Annotated in this window: 16 protein-coding genes; 10 read left to right on the top strand and 6 right to left on the bottom strand. The window is 69.0% G+C overall.

Annotated features, from left to right (window positions below):
* Positions 1–22 precede the first annotated feature (22 nt).
* Both NR810_RS06285 and NR810_RS06280 read left to right on the top strand, forming a co-directional pair.
* Entirely contained in the window at positions 23–883 is an 861-nt protein-coding gene (locus NR810_RS06285; protein ID WP_257448940.1) for a hypothetical protein, read from the top strand.
* 47 nt (positions 884–930) lie between these two features.
* A complete protein-coding gene (locus NR810_RS06280) occupies positions 931–2,493 on the top strand; it encodes a beta-ketoacyl synthase N-terminal-like domain-containing protein (RefSeq protein ID WP_257448937.1) in 1,563 nt (520 codons plus the stop codon).
* Between the two features lie 52 nt (positions 2,494–2,545).
* On the opposite strand, the gene NR810_RS06275 is transcribed toward NR810_RS06280, so the two are convergent.
* Positions 2,546–3,079 (bottom strand): hypothetical protein, encoded by a 534-nt coding sequence (locus NR810_RS06275; protein WP_257448935.1) that lies wholly within the window; start codon positions 3,077–3,079, stop codon positions 2,546–2,548.
* Positions 3,080–3,289: 210 nt separating this feature from the next.
* Entirely contained in the window at positions 3,290–4,069 is a 780-nt protein-coding gene (locus NR810_RS06270) for a DUF6683 family protein (RefSeq protein WP_257448933.1), read from the bottom strand.
* A 166-nt stretch (positions 4,070–4,235) separates the two neighbouring features.
* On the opposite strand from NR810_RS06270, the gene NR810_RS06265 reads away from it, so the two are divergent.
* Positions 4,236–5,786, top strand: coding sequence for an MBL fold metallo-hydrolase (locus NR810_RS06265; RefSeq protein ID WP_257448931.1), 1,551 nt, complete (start codon positions 4,236–4,238; stop codon positions 5,784–5,786).
* 12 nt (positions 5,787–5,798) lie between these two features.
* Here NR810_RS06265 and NR810_RS06260 read toward each other — a convergent pair whose 3' ends face one another.
* Positions 5,799–6,074 (bottom strand): hypothetical protein, encoded by a 276-nt coding sequence (locus tag NR810_RS06260; RefSeq protein WP_257448929.1) that lies wholly within the window; start codon positions 6,072–6,074, stop codon positions 5,799–5,801.
* Positions 6,075–6,352: 278 nt separating this feature from the next.
* On the opposite strand from NR810_RS06260, the gene NR810_RS06255 reads away from it, so the two are divergent.
* The 4 genes from NR810_RS06255 to NR810_RS06240 all read left to right on the top strand — a co-directional run bounded on the left by NR810_RS06255 (position 6,353) and on the right by NR810_RS06240 (position 8,569).
* On the top strand, positions 6,353–6,574 hold the full coding sequence (locus tag NR810_RS06255) for a hypothetical protein (protein ID WP_257448927.1): 222 nt from the start codon (positions 6,353–6,355) through the stop codon (positions 6,572–6,574).
* A gap of 109 nt (positions 6,575–6,683) precedes the next feature.
* Positions 6,684–7,541: a nucleotidyltransferase gene (locus tag NR810_RS06250; protein WP_257448925.1), complete on the top strand. Its 858-nt coding sequence runs from the start codon at positions 6,684–6,686 to the stop codon at positions 7,539–7,541.
* Positions 7,542–7,622: 81 nt separating this feature from the next.
* Entirely contained in the window at positions 7,623–8,021 is a 399-nt protein-coding gene (locus tag NR810_RS06245) for a YkgJ family cysteine cluster protein (RefSeq protein ID WP_257448923.1), read from the top strand.
* Positions 8,022–8,152: 131 nt separating this feature from the next.
* Positions 8,153–8,569 carry a hypothetical protein gene (locus NR810_RS06240; RefSeq protein ID WP_257448921.1) on the top strand — a complete coding sequence of 139 codons (417 nt, stop codon included), beginning with the start codon at positions 8,153–8,155 and terminating at the stop codon, positions 8,567–8,569.
* A gap of 29 nt (positions 8,570–8,598) precedes the next feature.
* Here the strand turns inward: NR810_RS06240 and NR810_RS06235 are convergent, their stop codons facing one another.
* Positions 8,599–9,690: a sigma-70 family RNA polymerase sigma factor gene (locus NR810_RS06235; protein WP_257448919.1), complete on the bottom strand. Its 1,092-nt coding sequence runs from the start codon at positions 9,688–9,690 to the stop codon at positions 8,599–8,601.
* Positions 9,691–9,759: 69 nt separating this feature from the next.
* On the opposite strand from NR810_RS06235, the gene NR810_RS06230 reads away from it, so the two are divergent.
* Positions 9,760–12,186, top strand: coding sequence for a DEAD/DEAH box helicase (locus NR810_RS06230; RefSeq protein WP_257448917.1), 2,427 nt, complete (start codon positions 9,760–9,762; stop codon positions 12,184–12,186).
* A gap of 90 nt (positions 12,187–12,276) precedes the next feature.
* On the opposite strand, the gene NR810_RS06225 is transcribed toward NR810_RS06230, so the two are convergent.
* Positions 12,277–12,768 carry a helix-turn-helix domain-containing protein gene (locus tag NR810_RS06225; RefSeq protein WP_257448915.1) on the bottom strand — a complete coding sequence of 164 codons (492 nt, stop codon included), beginning with the start codon at positions 12,766–12,768 and terminating at the stop codon, positions 12,277–12,279.
* Between the two features lie 62 nt (positions 12,769–12,830).
* Here NR810_RS06225 and NR810_RS06220 point away from each other — a divergent pair, with 62 nt between their 5' ends.
* Positions 12,831–14,060 (top strand): Glu/Leu/Phe/Val family dehydrogenase, encoded by a 1,230-nt coding sequence (locus NR810_RS06220; protein WP_257448913.1) that lies wholly within the window; start codon positions 12,831–12,833, stop codon positions 14,058–14,060.
* Between the two features lie 56 nt (positions 14,061–14,116).
* On the top strand, positions 14,117–15,358 hold the full coding sequence (locus tag NR810_RS06215; protein WP_257449322.1) for a threonine ammonia-lyase: 1,242 nt from the start codon (positions 14,117–14,119) through the stop codon (positions 15,356–15,358).
* Here NR810_RS06215 and NR810_RS06210 read toward each other — a convergent pair whose 3' ends face one another.
* Positions 15,359–16,093: an immunity 52 family protein gene (locus tag NR810_RS06210; protein WP_257448911.1), complete on the bottom strand. Its 735-nt coding sequence runs from the start codon at positions 16,091–16,093 to the stop codon at positions 15,359–15,361.

Raw genomic sequence — 16,093 nt, 5'->3', positions numbered from 1 at the left:
CCTCGGGGGACGAGCGACACCGATGGGCCAGGCCAAGCGCAAGGAGAAGAACCCGGAGGCGAAGGAGCCACCGCGCCCCGATGCGGAGGGCGCTCCCGCCGCGGGCGCGGACGCCGGTTCCCCCGTGCCCTGGAAGAAGCCCGAGGGGCTGTCGCGCCGGGGTTGGGCGGTGCTCGCCGCCGTCCTCCTCTTCATCCAGTTCCCGCTCATCCACTACGCCCTCTTCCGGGGCGAGGCGGACACCACCACCACCGTTCCCTACCAGCAGGACTTCTCGGATCCGGGCGTGGTGCAGCGCGACTTCTTCTCCACTGGCGGCCACTGGCGCGTGGTGGACGGGCAGCTGCTGTCACCCGGCGTGAAGAACAACCCGCTGTGGCTCCAGGCGAAGCTGCCGCGCGACGTGGCCATCGAGTTCGACGTCCGCTCCGAGTCTCCCGAGGGCGACATCAAGGTGGAGGTCTTCGGCGACGGCACGGACCACGCGTCCGGGTACGTGTTCATCCATGGCGGGTGGAACAACTCGCTGTCCATCATCGCCCGGCTGGACGAGCACGGCACCCCGCTGGAGGCGCTCCAGCGGCAGGCCCGGCGCGTGGCCGAGAAGAATGGCGGCAAGGGCGAGGGCCTGGTGGAGACGGGCGTCTTCCGCGAGGACACGCACATGCGCGTGGAGGCCCGGCCCTACCCGGTGGAGATCGGCCGCACCTATCACTGGCGTATCGAGCGCAGGGGCTCGCTGCTACGCTGGACCATCGACGGCAAGCCGTTCATGGAGTTCGATGACCCCATTCCCCTCGAGGGAAGGGGGCATGATCGCCTGGGGTTCTCCAGCTGGGAGGCCCAGCTCTTCTTCGACAACCTGAAGATCCAGCCGCTGTGAGTCGGGACATGACCAGCGGCGGATCATCAGAGGTCAGGGGTACCAACGTGCGCAGAGTCGGAATCTTTGGCTGGGGAGTGGTCGCTCCCCGCTCGCGGAACATCGAGGCCTTCGAGCGGAACCTGGCATCGGCGGAGAGCTGGCTCTCCCCCTTCGAGGGCTTCGGTCCCAACAACTTCCTGGTGGGCCAGCCGGACTTCGATTTCACGGAGTACAAGCCGTGGATCGACGCGCGCTTCCCCGCCACGCGCTTCGCCCAGCTCGAGAAGAAGATGGGCATGCCCACGAAGATGGCCATCGGCTCCTTCATCCAGGCGCTGGGCCAGAACCCGGGGCTCGAGCAGGAGCTGCAGGGGCTGGGGCCTCGCGCGCACGTGTACGTGGGCACCGGGCTGGGAGATCTGCCGACCATCCACGACATCACCCTGGGCCTGCACCGCGCCCAGCGGCGGTGGGACCGGTTCTGGGCCTCGCCCGAGCGCAACAGCGCCCTGCGCCGCTGGCAGGAGACGCGCGAGCCTCTGCCGGGCATGCCTCCCGAGCCCTCCACGGTGGAGGAGCTCGAGCGCGACGTGGCCGAGGAGGCCTGGTGGCACTTCTGGGCCGGCAAGTCCCCCGAGCTGCGCGAGTACCTCGCCGAGCAGAAGGAGATCGAGGGCCTGGGCGTCGAGGGTGGCAACGTGGAGGCCGCCAAGCTGGCCGTCATCAAGGAGAAGCGGACGCGCAACCAGCGTCTGCAGAAGAAGTGGGGCGCACCCGAGCCGCCCTGGAACGCGGTGCCGGCGGAGATCCTCTGGAACATCCACAACACCCCCGCCTCGCAGATTTCGATGATGGGCAAGCTCACCGGCATGACGTTCGCGCCGGTGGCCGCGTGCTCCTCGTTCGGCTACGGGCTGAAGCTGGCGCTGGATGCCATCCGCCGGGGTGATGCCAAGGCGGTGGTGATGGGGATGACGGATCCGCCCCCGCACGAGCTCACGGTGGGTGGCTTCTACAACGCGCGCGTGGTGAGCGCGGACGGCGCGGTGTCCAAGCCGCTGACGCAGCTGCGCGGCACGCACGTGGCCGGCGGCTCGGTGGTGTGGATCCTCGGTGACCTGGAGCACTTCACCGCCAAGGGCTTCAAGCCGCTGGGCATGGAGCCCGTCACCGTGGGCGTCACCGCGGACGCGGACCACATCATCACGCCCTCGAAGGAGGGCCCCTCCGTGGCCATCCACGAGGCCCTGCAGTCCGCGGGCATCACGCCGGCCGAGGTGGGCAGTTGGGACCTGCACGCCACCGCCACCCCGGGCGACGTCCTGGAGATGGAGACGCTGCGCGCGGTGCTGCCCGAGACGGTGCTGGTGACGGCGCGCAAGGGCACCTTCGGCCACGGCATGGGCGCCGGTGGCGGCTGGGAGCTGACGGCCCAGTACCTCGGCTATGCCCGGGGCCAGGTGTTCCCCACCCCGCTGGCCGAGGCGGAGCTCAACAAGGGACTTGGCCAACTGCACAGCCGCTACGTCTTCGACAAGGCGGTGGCCGCGCCCCAGGGCTGCGCCGGCAAGCTCTCCATGGGCGTGGGCGGCATCAACGCCTGCGTCATCTCGCGCCCCTGGCGCTGAAGCGCACCCCGAGGGGCGGGCTCGTTCCACCCGCCCCCCGGCGCGTCCGCGCTCAGTAGATGTAGAGCGTGTCCGACCAGTTCTGGTTGTTGAAGGCCGAAGTGACCTGCGAGACAAAGCTCCCGCTGGTCACGTTCTGCAGCGTGTAGTGGCGCCACAGGCCCACCATCATGTTGTTGGTGTCGTACAGGGGCTTGGTCTCGTCCTGGTACACGGCCGAGTTCGCGAAGGTGGAGAAGTAGGTGCTCGCGGTGCCGTACTCGTACGTCCACACGCCCACCGTCCCGTTCCAGTTGTAGTAGGTGTCGGGGTAGTCGCGGACGTCCTCGCAGTAGTCCTGGCCGTCCACCCGCTCGCACACGAAGACGAACCCGAACGCCTGGATGTCGAAGGCCAGCGCCGACTTGTCACGCGCCGGCACCTGCTGGAGCTGCGGATTCACCACCAGCTTGCCGGCCCGGACCGCCTCCCGCGCATCGGGCTTCGGCCGCGACAGCGACGAGGACTCCGCATCCCGCTCGGAACCACCGCACGCCACGGCCCCCAGCCCGCAAGCCAGCCATGCCAATACCTTCATGCTCTTCATACGTGCTTCCCCCTCGAGAACCGCCCGCCCCTCTGGCGGGACGGAAGCCTTCACGGCTCACCCAAAGGCAATCACAGTCGGCGGGCGGTACGCCAGGGAGTGAATCGTAAAAAGATTCTCACACACCTCGGGTATGAGCACGCGTAGCCCGGCAGGCAACACCCGTTGACGGAGGTCGTTGCCTCCCAGGCTACGCACGCCCACCGCGCATCAGTCGAGCCTCACGCCGTCGCCCTCGACGTGCACCTTGTCCAGGGTGAGGCCCATCGCCTGCTCCAGCAGGTCCTTGCTCAGCTCCCGCGCCAGCTTCAGCTGGTCCGGGCGCCCCTTGTCGCGCCCCTCGGTGTAGAGCCCGCGGACGATGGAGCCCGCGAGCACCACCGACTCGTACATCTCCTGCTTGTCGCGGTCGGACAGCCGCCGCTCCTTGAGCGCCAGGGCGATGCCCTCGTTGAGCTGCTCCAGCATGCTCTCCCGCTGCTCGCCGTTCAGCTCCTGGTTCTTGAGCGCCTGGTAGGCCGACGCGAAGAGGAAGTTGAAGGCCCCGGCGAGGTTGTTCTTCAACCGCTGCTCGTCGTTCCGATCCAGGTGCTGGTCATAACCCTTCAGCAGCCCGGCGAAGGCGGTCTCGAGCGACTGACGGTGCGCCTCGTCGATGTCCTGGAGGCCCGCGGCCAGCCGGCGGGGCACGATGGGCCCACCCACCGAGCGGAACGACGACACCGCGAGCGGCAGCTTCACCTGCAGGATGCTGGAAGCCTCCTCCGTGCCCACGACGGCCTGGCGCCCCCCAGCCGTGTTCCTCGCCTGCTCCCGCAGATCGTGAGCCCACCACTGCTTGCGGAAGAAGAGCTTGAGGTTGCCGTTGACGAACATGCTGCCGCTGTACTGCCGGTAGGGGCTCGAGGGCTGCGCACCCGCCTCACCCGCCGAGCCGAGCAGGATGCACCCCACGGCGATGACGAAAACCGTCCTGGAAAAGTCGTTCATGTCCCCCTCCACACTGTTCGGGAAGTCGCGCTCCACGGGAGTCAGCCCGGTACTCCGGCCCACAATCCCGATGGACGCGGGAACATCAGCGGAAAGGGCGCGTGCTGGCAAGCCGGTCAGCGAATGCGCTGGCCACTTCCCCCGGGGGTTGGTAGCTGCTCCCGGCATGCGGCTCACCCTCCACCGTGGCGTCAGCCTCGCCGTCCTCGCCTCGGCCCGTACCGAGGCGGAGCACCATGAGGACCTGGGGTGCAGCATCCAGGGCCCCACCGCCCGGCCCGTGAGACAGGCCCATGTGCCCCTGAAACAGCGGCTCGCGGAGCTGGGGCCGGAGCGCGCCCTGCGCGAGGCGAAGTCCCTGGTGCGCTGGCTGGAGGAGACCCCGCGCTATGCCGCGCTGCGTGACGGCAACCGGCGCAGGGGCGGGCGCTACCCGCTGCGTCACGAGGTGCTCTTCCCCGACGCGGCGAAGCACAAGCCACGCGTCCTCCACCTGCGCCAGGAGGAGCGGGGGCTCGACTTTCCCGTGAAGGCCCGCGAGTGGCCGGCCCTCGCCGAGCTCTTCGCCTCCCTGGCGCGCGGAGCCACCCGGGCCGAGCTGCGGGCCCTCGCCCTGGAGCCCGCGGTGGGCGAGCTGCTCGCGGACATGTCGAGCGTGGGCTGGCTGGTCCGCCACGAGGGTCCGGTGGAGGTGCCCACCCCGGGGGCCCTCTTCGTCGGCCACAACACCGTGCTGGTGGCGAGCGCCCAGGCCCGCGTCCTGGTGGACCCGTACTTCCGCCCCGCCAGCGGGCTCGACCGGCCGGACTACCAGCCGATGCAGCCGAGGGACCTCGGCCCGGTGGACGCGGTGGTCATCACCCACTCGCACGGGGACCACTTCCACCTGGGCTCGCTGCTCCAGCTCCCGCGAGACACACGCATCTTCGTGCCCGCGGTGGAGCGCGAGAGCCTCTTCTCCACCGACTGCGTGCTGCGGCTGAAGCAGCTCGGGTACACCCGCGTCGAGCCCCTGCGCTGGGGCGAGGAGCGGCGGGTGGGCGACATCACCGTGCGCGCCCTGCCCTTCCACGGCGAGCAGCCCACCGACGGCGAGGGCCTCTACCCGGGCCTCTTCAACGAGGGGAACACCTGGCTGGTGCGCACGCCGGACTTCTCGGCGGCCTTCTTCGCCGATGCCGGGCACGACGTGCGCGGAGACATGGACGGCGTGTGCCGCGCGCTGCGCGAGGAGGCACCGGTGGACGTGCTCTTCTGTGGCGTGCGGGGCTTCCGGCTCAAGCCGCTCTTCTTCGGCTACACCACCCTGGACGCCTACCTGGTCGACGTGCCCCTGGACGCGCTCGCCACGCCGCAGCAGCTCATGGCCGGGCCGGAGGAGGCCCTGCGCTATGGCGAGCTGCTCGGCGCGCGCTACGTGGTGCCCTGCGCCGACGGCGGTGCCCCCTGGTACTGGCGCGAGGGCATGGGCCCACGCTACCCGGGCTACCCCGGCGAGCCGGTGAGTGGCGCCAGCACCCTGGACGAGAACCCAGACGCGGATCCGTACCCCGAGCGCCTGAAGCAGGTGCGCCGGCAGGTGGGGCACGGGCCCCAGGCGCTGCTGCTCCGCCCCGGCGAGTCCCTGGCCTGGCGGGGACGCAAGGCACCGGACGTCCTCCAGCAGCCGGGCTTCCGCTGGCCGTTCGGCGGCATCCCGGCACGCCGCGGGGCGTGAGTCATTGCCCTGTCATTGCCCTGGAGGTTGCGCTGGCTCGAGGTCCCGGACGGCATCCTCCGGGAAGCCCCGGAGGTTGAGCTGCCCCGCCAGGACGTGCAGCTTCTCGTGAACCGACTCGTTGGTGAACTCGTGCAGGTCCATCAGGGCCTGGGCGTAGTCGGTGAGCGCGGTCAGCCACTCGCGGAGGCTCTCCGTGCTCGTGGGCGCGGCACGGGCCGCCTCGATTCGTGCGAAGGCCTCGTGCAGCCGGTCAGCAGCTTCGTCTACGTGCTTGGGGAGTGCCATGGTGTCGAACCCTCTGGCCTCACCATGGGACCGCCTCGGCCCGGCGTGCCAGGGTGGGTTCCACGCCGGGGGGCCCGGCTGACACTCCGGAAGGCGCTCCCCCCAGAAGCCTCGCAGGGGGCTGGCGGCCAGGGCCGTGCCCTCCGCCGGGCCGGGGGACGAGCATACGAGCCCGGAGCCTCCGGCGAGGGCATGCAACCGCGCTCGGGCGGACAGATCCTGAATCTTCGTGACGATGGCCGCGCCCTGCGGCCGCGAAGGAAAGGAAGGGGGTCGACATGCGAGGACGAGAGCGCGTGTGCAAGAAACACATCAAGCAGGCCGGCTGGAGCATCGCGAACGAGGGGCAACGGGAAGAGCGCTATCATCTGGAGCTCCATGGCCCTCGTGGAGAGCGGATGAAGGTCGATGCTCCCTCCAAGGCTCGCGCCTACCGCCATGCGGAGCGGCAGGTGAATGGAACGGAGCCGGGAACGGCCCTCTGGGCAAACCCGAGCTGACGTCCCTCCTCGTCTGGGAAGCAGCCGACCGGGCTGGTGCACCGTCCGCTGACCTGCCCCCCGGCTGCCCCCGAACCTAACCTCCCTGGCAGGACACCGAGGGCGTGCCATGAATGTTCAAGAGACCGACAAGCTGCCGCACACGCAGGACAGCAAGCAGGCAGCTCACGAGCAGGAGAGCAGGCCGAGCAAGGCGCCACCTCCCATGCAGGCGGATCAGCGTCCCCCCATCGAGCGGGGCGCGCACCTGCTGGCGCTGAGCACGCTCAAGAACGCGGAGATTCCCTTCGTGGTGGCGGGCGCCTACGCGCTCCACCTGTACACGGGCATCTACCGCGACACGAAGGATCTGGACCTCTTCCTCAAGCGCGAGCACGTGGAGCGCGCGATGGAAGCCCTGGGGAGCATGGGCTTCCAGACGAAGATGCATGATCCGGTGTGGATCGCGAAGGCCTACGCCAATGACGAGTACTTCGCCGACCTCATCTTCAGCTCGGGCAACGGCGTCGCCATCGTGGACGACCATTGGATCGACGCCGCCCACCCGGGCGTCATCCACGGGCTGCCCATCCTCGTGGCACCGCCCGAGGACATCATCTGGTCCAAGGCGTTCGTCTGTGAGCGCGAGCGCTTCGACGGCACGGACATCAACCACCTCATCCTCGCCCGCGGCAAGCAGATGGATTGGAAGCACCTGATGATGCGGTTCGACCCGCATTGGGAGGTGCTCCTGGCCCACCTGACCTTCTACCGCTTCAGCTACCCGGGCCAGCGCGACCACGTGCCCCGCTGGGTCTGGGACGAGCTGCTCGAGCGCGCCCGCAACCAGCACAACGAGCCCGAGAAGAAGAAGCTCTGCCGGGGAATGTTGATCGCCAAGGGGCAGTACAATGTGGACGTCGAGCACTGGGGTTATGCCGACGCCCGGATGGAGGAGGTCGCGACATTCCGCGACTACAAGAAATAGGGCGTACGGCGCGGCCCTTGCCCGGCGGGTCGTCCACCACTAGCAAGGGGGCTCCCCGCTCCCCGGAGTCGACGCGCCCCCATGCCCCTCTCCACGCTCTGCCTGCGCTGTGGCCTGTGCTGCGACGGCACGCTCTTCACCCACGTGCCACTCCGGCCGGGCGAGGTCGCCCCGTTGAAGGCCCTCGGCCTGCCGGTGAGGGAGCGAGAGGATGGAAGGTCCGTGCTCCCGCAGCGCTGCGCCGCGCTGGATGGGCGACGGTGCACCGCCTACGCCGAGCGCCCCGAGGGCTGCCGCCGCTACCACTGCCAGCTCTTCTCCGCGCTCTCCGAGGGCGAGGTGTCCCTCGAGGAGGCGCTCTCGGTGGTGGATGGAGCCCATGCGCTGCTCGCCGCCACGGGCGAGGCGCGTGGGCCCGAGGTGGAGGACTACCTCGACCGGCACTTCCGGGGCCGCCACCGGCGCGACCCGGCACGGTAGCGGGACCGCCTGGCCAGGAGCTCCCACCCAGACACTCCCTTGTGGCAATCGGTGAACTCCGGAAGTAGTATATTCCCGTTTTTCATCATCACCTCCAAAGTCATGAGGTGGACCGAGCCCAGAGGGAGCTCATGGATCGCGAAACGTTCCTGACATGGACGGAGGGGCTCCTGCGGCCCGGCGCCGCTCCAGGAGCGAAAACCGGCGGCGACACGCCCTACCGGACCGTGCGCATCGGCACGAGGCAGTACATCGGCGTCGACGCGCTCCACAATGGTGTCCTTCGCGTCTATCTCTATTCCAGCCATCCCCCGCTCAAGGAGCGCTGGCTGCGATTGAAGAACGCGCTGGAGTTGAACGACACGCCCTCGCACCTCGACCCGCTGCCAGCGGGCTCGCGCCCCCGTCTCTTCATGCGTGACAACGGGGAGCAGCAGCGCGGGTTCTTCGGCTTCGAGTGGCAGGGCGCCAACGACCTCGCCCCCGAGCGGACCCCGCTCAGCCAATACGTCTCGTGGCTGCTCCACGTGGCCCGCCGGGAGGGGTGAGGGTCCGCGCCCCCACCTCCCCACCCACTTCATCCCTTCGGCACCGCCACCAGATCGAAGTCCGGAATGTGCTCGCGCATGTAGTCGCGCATCCGGTTGATGAGCGCGGCCTCTATCTGCCTCGCCCGCTCGCGACTCACCCCGTACTTGTCACCGATGTCCTGAAGCGTCAGCGGCTCGTCCGCGATGAGCCGGTTCTCGAAGATGAACCGCTCCTTGCCCTCCAACGACTTCGCGAACTCCCCCAGCTTCTCCCGGAAGAGCGCCTTGAGCTGCTCGTTGCCCAGCCGCTCATCGGCCCCCTGCGCCGCCGACGGCAGGAAACGGTCCATCCGCGTCGCCGACGAGTCCTCTCCCCCCACCGGCGCGTCCAACGACATCTCGTCGTGACCCAGCCGCTGGTCCATCTCCACCACGTCCTGCTCGGTGACGTTGAGGCGCTCGGCCAGCATCTTCGGCGTCACCTCGAAGCCCTGCGCCATCAACTTGTCCTGCTCCTGACGCAACTTGAAGAAGAGCTTCCGCTGGGCCTCCGTCGTCCCCAGCTTCACCATCTTCCAGTTGTCCATGATGTAACGCAGGATGTAGGCGCGTATCCACCATGCGGCGTAGGAGCTGAGCTTCACCCCCCGCTCCGGATCGTACTTCTTCACCGCCTGCATCAGCCCGATGTTGCCCTCCTGCACCAGGTCCAGCAGGGACAGCGGGTTGCGGTGGTACTCGTGGGCCAGCTTCACCACCAGTCGCAGGTTGGCCGCCACCAGCCGGTAGGCCGCCTGCACGTCACCCGTGTCCCGGTAGCGCCGGGCGAGCGCCGTCTCCTCCTCCCGGGTGAGCAGCGGGTGGCGCGTCACCTCGGCCATGTACGCCTGGAGGGGGTCGGCCCGGGCCAGCCCCGTCTCGCTGGCCTTCACCAGGGCCCTGGCGGGCACCTGGGGGACCTCCTCCACCTCGGCCTCCACCTCCTCCAGCTCCTCGGGGGCCGGCTCCAGGGCGTCCGGTTCCGGCTCGGAGGATTCCGCCTCCACGACCTCTGCTTCCTCGGGGGGCGGGGCCGCGGCCGGACGCTTCGCCCGGGTCCGGGTTGCCGTACCTCCCGTTTTCTTCCTCCCATTCGCCATGGGGAGTTCCTTATGCAAAGTGAGCCGATTGTTGCCAGAGGGTAATGCAGGGGTTATGCCCCTGCCTTGATGAGCGACATTCAACCTCCGGAGCAGCCGGAAACCACTGCCGAAGCCCCGACCCGCCCCGCCGAGTACGTCGCGGACGTCAGCTTCGATGACCTGAACCTCTCCGAGCCCCTACGGCGCGGCATCACGGAGCGCGGTTACACCCACCCTACCCCCGTCCAGGCCAAGGCCTTCCGGCCCGTCATGGAGGGGAGGGATCTCATTGTCCGTAGCAAGACGGGCACGGGCAAGACGGCCGCCTTCGGCCTGCCCCTGCTCGAGAAGATTTCCGCCGAGGACAAGCGCGTGCGCGCCCTCATCCTCTGCCCCACCCGCGAGCTGGCCCTCCAGGTGTCCGAGGAGCTCTCCGCCCTGGGCAAGCACAAGGGCGTCAAGGTCGCGGCCATCTACGGCGGCGCCTCCATGAAGCAGCAGGAGGACGCGCTCGAGGAGGGCACGCAGATCATCGTCGGCACCCCCGGCCGCGTGTTCGACCACATCAACCGCGGCAACCTCAAGCTCGAGGCCTGCTCCCACGCGGTGCTCGACGAAGCCGACGAGATGCTCAACCAGGGCTTCTACGAGGAAGTGACGCGCATCCTCGACCGGCTTCCCAAGGACCGGCAGGTGCTGCTCTTCAGCGCCACGGTGCCCACGGACATCCAGAACCTGATTGCCCGCTACACCACCAACGCCGAGACGCTGCTGCTCTCCGGCGACGTCTTCACCGTCGAGCACATCCACCACATCCGCTACGACGTGTCGGACGCCTTCCCCAAGCCGCGCAACCTCATCTACGTGCTGGAGGCGGAGGAGCCGCACAACGCCATCATCTTCTGCAACACGCGGGATGACACGGCGCTGGTGACGGCGGTGCTCAACCGCAACGGCTTCGACGCGGACCTGCTCAACGGCGACCTGCCGCAGAAGGAGCGCGAGCGGGTGATGGGCAAGGTGAAGCGCGGCGAGGTGGCCTTCATGGTCGCCACGGACATCGCGGCGCGCGGCATCGACATCTCCGGCCTCGAGTACGTCATCAACTACTCGCTGCCCGAGGACCCGGCCGTCTACCTGCACCGGGTGGGCCGCACCGGCCGCATCGGCAACAAGGGCACCGCCATCAACCTCTTCTCCGGCCGCGAGCTGGCCACCTACTCCGTGCTGGAGAAGAAGTTCGGCATCAAGTTCGAGAAGCGCGAGATGCCCGCCCCCGAGGAGGCCATGCGCCTGTGGGCCGAGCGCCACGTGCGCGAAATCCGCGAGGCCGCCTCCGGCTCCATCTTCGAGGGCTTCCTCCCCCTGGCCGCCCAGATCAAGGGACGGGCGGACGCGGATGACCTCGTCGCCTTCCTGCTCAAGTACTTCTTCAGCCACCTGCGCATGGAGAAGGCCCAGGCCGCCGGAGAGACCGAGCGCGAGCCGCAGCAGGAGCGCGGCAAGCCCGAGGGCCGCCGCAAGGAGCGCGAGCGCGGCGAGCGTCCTCGCGACAGGGAGCGGGACAGGGACAAGCCCCGCCGCGAGGAGCGCCGGGAGGGCCGCGCGGAGCCGTCCGGCGAGTCGCGTGAGCGTGGCGAGCGCGGGGAGCGTGGCGACAGGCGCCGCCGGGAGCGCGGCGAGCGTGGCCCCGCGGCGCAGGAGGCCGCCCCTGGCGAGGTGAAGCTGTGGGTCAACCTGGGCACCGATGACGGCCTGGGCCCCGGCAGCATCGTCACCGCCCTGGAGGAGGCCGGCGCCCCCGCCAACAAGGTGGTGCGGGCCGATCTCAAGCCGGGCTTCGCCTATGTCTTCATCGCCCAGGAGGACCTGGCCGCCTTCGAGGCCCTCACCGGCAAGCCGTACAAGGACAAGGCGCTGAAGGTGGAGAAGAGCCGGCCCCGGGGCGAGCGAGACCCCAACCGGCCGCCTCCCTCGCCCGACGCCGGCCCCGGCGAGGTGAAGCTGAAGTTCAACCTGGGCATGGACGACGGCCTCGACGAGGCGAAGTTCATCGCCGCCCTGGAGGCCGCTGGCGCCCCCGCGGGCAAGGTGAACAAGGCGGTGCTCCGCCCCCACTACGGCTACGCCTACGTGCCCGAGGAGGAGGCGCAGGCCTTCGAGGCACTCGACGGCAAGCAGCACGGCGAGAAGGCCCTGAAGGTGGATCGGCACAAGCCCCGCGGCTTCCGCGAGCGCCCGCCCCGCCCCGAGCGCCAGGAGTCCACGCCCGAGGTGCCCGGCCAGGCGCGCCTGTGGGTCGGTCTGGGCCGCTCCGACGGGCTGGATGAGGCCGCCCTCACCAGCGCCCTGGAGGGACTGGGCGCCCCGGCGGGCAAGGTGCAGCGCGTGGAGCTCAAGCCCACCTACGCGTACGTCTTCATCGCCGACGAGGACGTGCCCGCCTTCGAGGCCCTCAACGGCAAGCAGCACGGCGAGAAGACGCTGAAGCTGGAGCGGGCCCGGCGCCGGTAAGCCGGCGGGTATGGCACCCAGCCGGGGAGCACGGGGTCGAATACCCTCACCCCGGCCCTCTCCCAGAGGGAGAGGGTCGAAACCCGAGGGTCAGGGTGAGGGTTTCGCCGGCTTCGCCCGGCGTGCCCGGTGGTAGTGCGCGACACAGAGTTCCTTCGCCAGGACCGGCTTCCCGCAGTCCGGCTCCTTGCAGCGCGGCGCCTCCTCCATGGGCCGCTCTCCGGGCGCTCGTCCGGTGAACATCGCCTCCGCCACCGCCAGCAGCCGGTCCACCTCCGCCCGCGTCAGGTGGTGCGCTCGCACGAGCTCCACCAGCCGGTGAGCCCCCGCTTCCTCGTCCTCCTCCACCCGGAAGAGCTCCGCCAACGGCACCTGGAGCGCCCCCGCTACCTGCACCAGCGTCTCGTAGCTGGGGCTGCGCTCCCCTCGCTCCAGCAGCGACGCGAAGCTCACCGAGATGCCACTGCGCGCGGCGAAGTCCTCCTGGGTCAGCCCCCGCCGCTCCCTCAGGGCACGGATGCGCTTCGCGAGCCCTTGCAGGTGCCCGCTCGCATCCTGGGCTGACGGGGAACTGGAGCGCATCGAGAACCCATGCTAGCGCACCCAGTCTGTTAAGGTCTCGCGTCCAGGAGAGCATCCCGGCCATGCACGCCGTCGACAGCATCCACCATTACTTCCGCAAGGCCGCGCGCATCATGGACGTGGGTGAGCGCATCGAGACCCTGCTCGCCACCCCTCTCCGCGAGGTGAAGGTCCAGGTCTCCATCGAGCTCGACAACGGGGAGATCCGCACCTTCCACGGCTACCGCATCCAGCACGACAACAGCCGCGGCCCCATGAAGGGCGGCCTGCGCTACCACCCCTCCATCACCCAGGAGGAGTGCGTGGCGCTCGCCTCGCTGATGACGTGGAAGACGGCCGTGGTGAACCTGCCCTACGGCGGCGCCAAGGGCGGCATCGCGGTGGACCCCACCCAGCTCTCCTTCAAGGAGATCGAGCGTCTCACCCGCAAGTACGTGGACCAGATTCAAGACGTCATCGGTCCCACCCGCGACATCGCCGCCCCCGACGTCAACACCAACCCCCAGGTGATGGCGTGGATCATGGACCAGTACTCGCGCTACCACGGGCACTCGCCGGCCGTCGTCACCGGCAAGCCCCCGGAGCTGTACGGCTCCAAGGGCCGAGACTCGGCCACCGGGCGCGGGCTGCTCTACATCACCCGCGAGATCCTCCGCGACACGGGCCTGCCCATGAAGGGCACGCGCTTCGCCATCCAGGGCTTCGGCAACGTGGGCAGCCACACCGCGCAGCTCTTGTGGCAGGACGGTGGCGTGGTGGTGGCCGTGTCGGACGTGTACGGCGGCGTGTTCAACCCCCAGGGCCTGGACGTCCCCGGCCTCTTCGAGCACGTGAAGCGCACCGGCACCGTCACCGGCTTCAGCGGCGGCCAGGCCTGCACCAACGAGGACGTGCTCGCCGCCGACTGTGACGTCCTCATCCCCGCGGCGCTCGGCAATGCTTTGCACCGCAACAACGCCAACGCGGTGCGCGCCCGGCTCGTCATCGAGGGCGCCAACGGCCCCATGGACCCCGAGGCCGACGAGCTGCTCGAGAAGCGCGGTGTGCTGGTGGTACCGGACATCCTCGCCAACGCGGGAGGAGTGACCGTCAGCTACTACGAGTGGGTGCAGAATCTCCAGCACCTCACCTGGGAGGAGGACCGGGTGAACGCGGAGCTGGAGAAGACGATGAAGGAGGCCTACGACCGGGTGGCCCAGCTGGCGCGCTCGCGCAAGGTGACGTTGCGCACCGCGGCATTCATCCTGGCCATCGGCCGGGTGGGCAAGGCCACGGTACTGAGAGGTATTTGACGGGCAGGCGGACAGACGCAGGCCCGCAGTCCCCTCCTCTTTCGCCCGGGCACCTCATCGGTTATCAGGCGCGACACAAGCTCATGGTCACGCTCCAGCAAATCGAAGACGCCCAGCAGCGCATCGGTGAAGCCGTCTACCGCTCGCCCTGCACCAGGTCGGAGCAGTTCAAGGACATCACGGACTGCTCCTCGCTGTACTGCAAGCTGGAGAACCTGCAGCGCACCGGCGCCTTCAAGGAGCGAGGCGCCCTCAACAAGCTGCTCACCCTCACGCCGGATGAGCGGGCCCGCGGTGTCATCGCCGCCTCGGCGGGCAACCACGCACAGGGGCTCGCCTACCACTCGGGCCGCCAGGGGGTGAACACCACCATCGTCATGCCGGAGCGCACCCCGCTCATCAAGGCCGCGCGCACGCGCGCCTACGGCGCCCGGGTGGTGCTGCACGGCACCAACTTCGACGAGGCCTATGCCGAGGCCCTGCGCATCCAGGACCGCGAGAACCGCGTCTTCGTCCACCCCTTCAATGATCCGCTCGTCATCGCGGGCCAGGGCACCATCGGCCTGGAGCTGCTCGAGCAGATTCCGTACATGGACATGGTGGTGGTGCCCATCGGCGGTGGCGGGCTCATCTCCGGCGTGGCGTGCGCGCTCAAGGAGACCAACCCGCGCATCAAGGTCATCGGCGTGCAGGCCTCGGCCATCGCGAGCATGAAGGCCTCGGTGGACGCGGGGAAGCTGGTGGAGCTGCCCGCTGGCACCACCATCGCGGACGGCATCGCGGTGAGGCGCCCCGGTGACTACACCTTCGAGATGATCCGCCGCTACGTGGACGACATCGTCACGGTGGACGAGGAGGAGATCGCCAACGCCATCCTCCTGCTGCTCGAGCGCGAGAAGTCGGTGGTGGAGGGCGCGGGCGCGGTGAGCCTGGCGGCGCTCCTCAACGGGAAGATTCCCGCGGCGCGCGGCCGCAAGGTGGTGCTGCTCCTGTCCGGCGGCAACATCGACGTCAACCTCGTCAGCCGCATCATCGAGCGTGGCCTGGTGAAGGACGGGCGACTGGTGCGGCTGGTGGTGCGCATGCCGGACCGGCCGGGGATGCTCGCGCGGCTCACCGCGGAGATCGCCCAGCAGGGCGCCAACGTGGTGGAGATCTACCACAACCGTGCCTTCTCCCGGGCGGGCCTGGGCGAGGTGGCGGTCGAGGTGACGCTGGAGACGCGCGGCCGCGGGCAGATCCAGGAGCTGATGGCCAGCCTGTCCCAGAACGGCTGGCAGGTGGCGGAAGAGACCTGATCAGCCCGCCGGGGCTCTCGAAATCGGTTCGAGCAGGCCCTTTGAGAGCAGCACATCCTGGACGCGACGGGCCAGGCTCACGTGTTCGGGGTTGGCGGCACTGATGCGCTCGGGGGAGAGCTGAACGAGCGAGCCACTCTCTCCCACCGGCTCCACGCGCACCGGTTCCGGCAAGGGTGGCACTTCTCCGCGGTGGCTCGAGAAGTACGTCATCCACCCCACGAACGTGCCGGCATTTCCTTCCGGCGACATGCTGTCCCGGAAGTCGCTGGAGGAGACAACTCCCCAGTCCGGTTCCCAGGCCAACACCATGGAGCGCATCACCTCCGTCAGCATGGGAGCGGTGAGCACTCGCTCCGCACCTGGCTGCTCTCGAGGGAGATAGAGGAAGCAGCTGTTCGGAGCGCCCCTTCCATCGGAACCACAGATGAAGTTGGTCATGCCTCCACGCTCCCGGCCCTCATGTCCCGTCCAGGCTCCAAAGATGAACCCGACGTTTCCGAGCTTGTAGCCCCTCCGCTTGAAGAAGCGCACGAACGTTTCGGCGGTGGGCTCGAACTGGAGTTGCAGCGCCTTCTTGCGCGAGTCGGCCTTCTCGAACCAACGGGTGTAGCCCGGATCGCACTGTGAAAGGAGGCGGAAGAAAGTCTCCGCGCGCCGTGCACACTCCTCAGCGGACTCCACGCGGCAGCCCCAATAGACGGCAGCGTAGTAGCTCTCCATGACCTGTGACAT

Source organism: Archangium lipolyticum (genome assembly GCF_024623785.1).
Taxonomy (GTDB): domain Bacteria; phylum Myxococcota; class Myxococcia; order Myxococcales; family Myxococcaceae; genus Archangium; species Archangium lipolyticum.
This window is presented reverse-complemented; position numbering and strand designations above follow the sequence as displayed.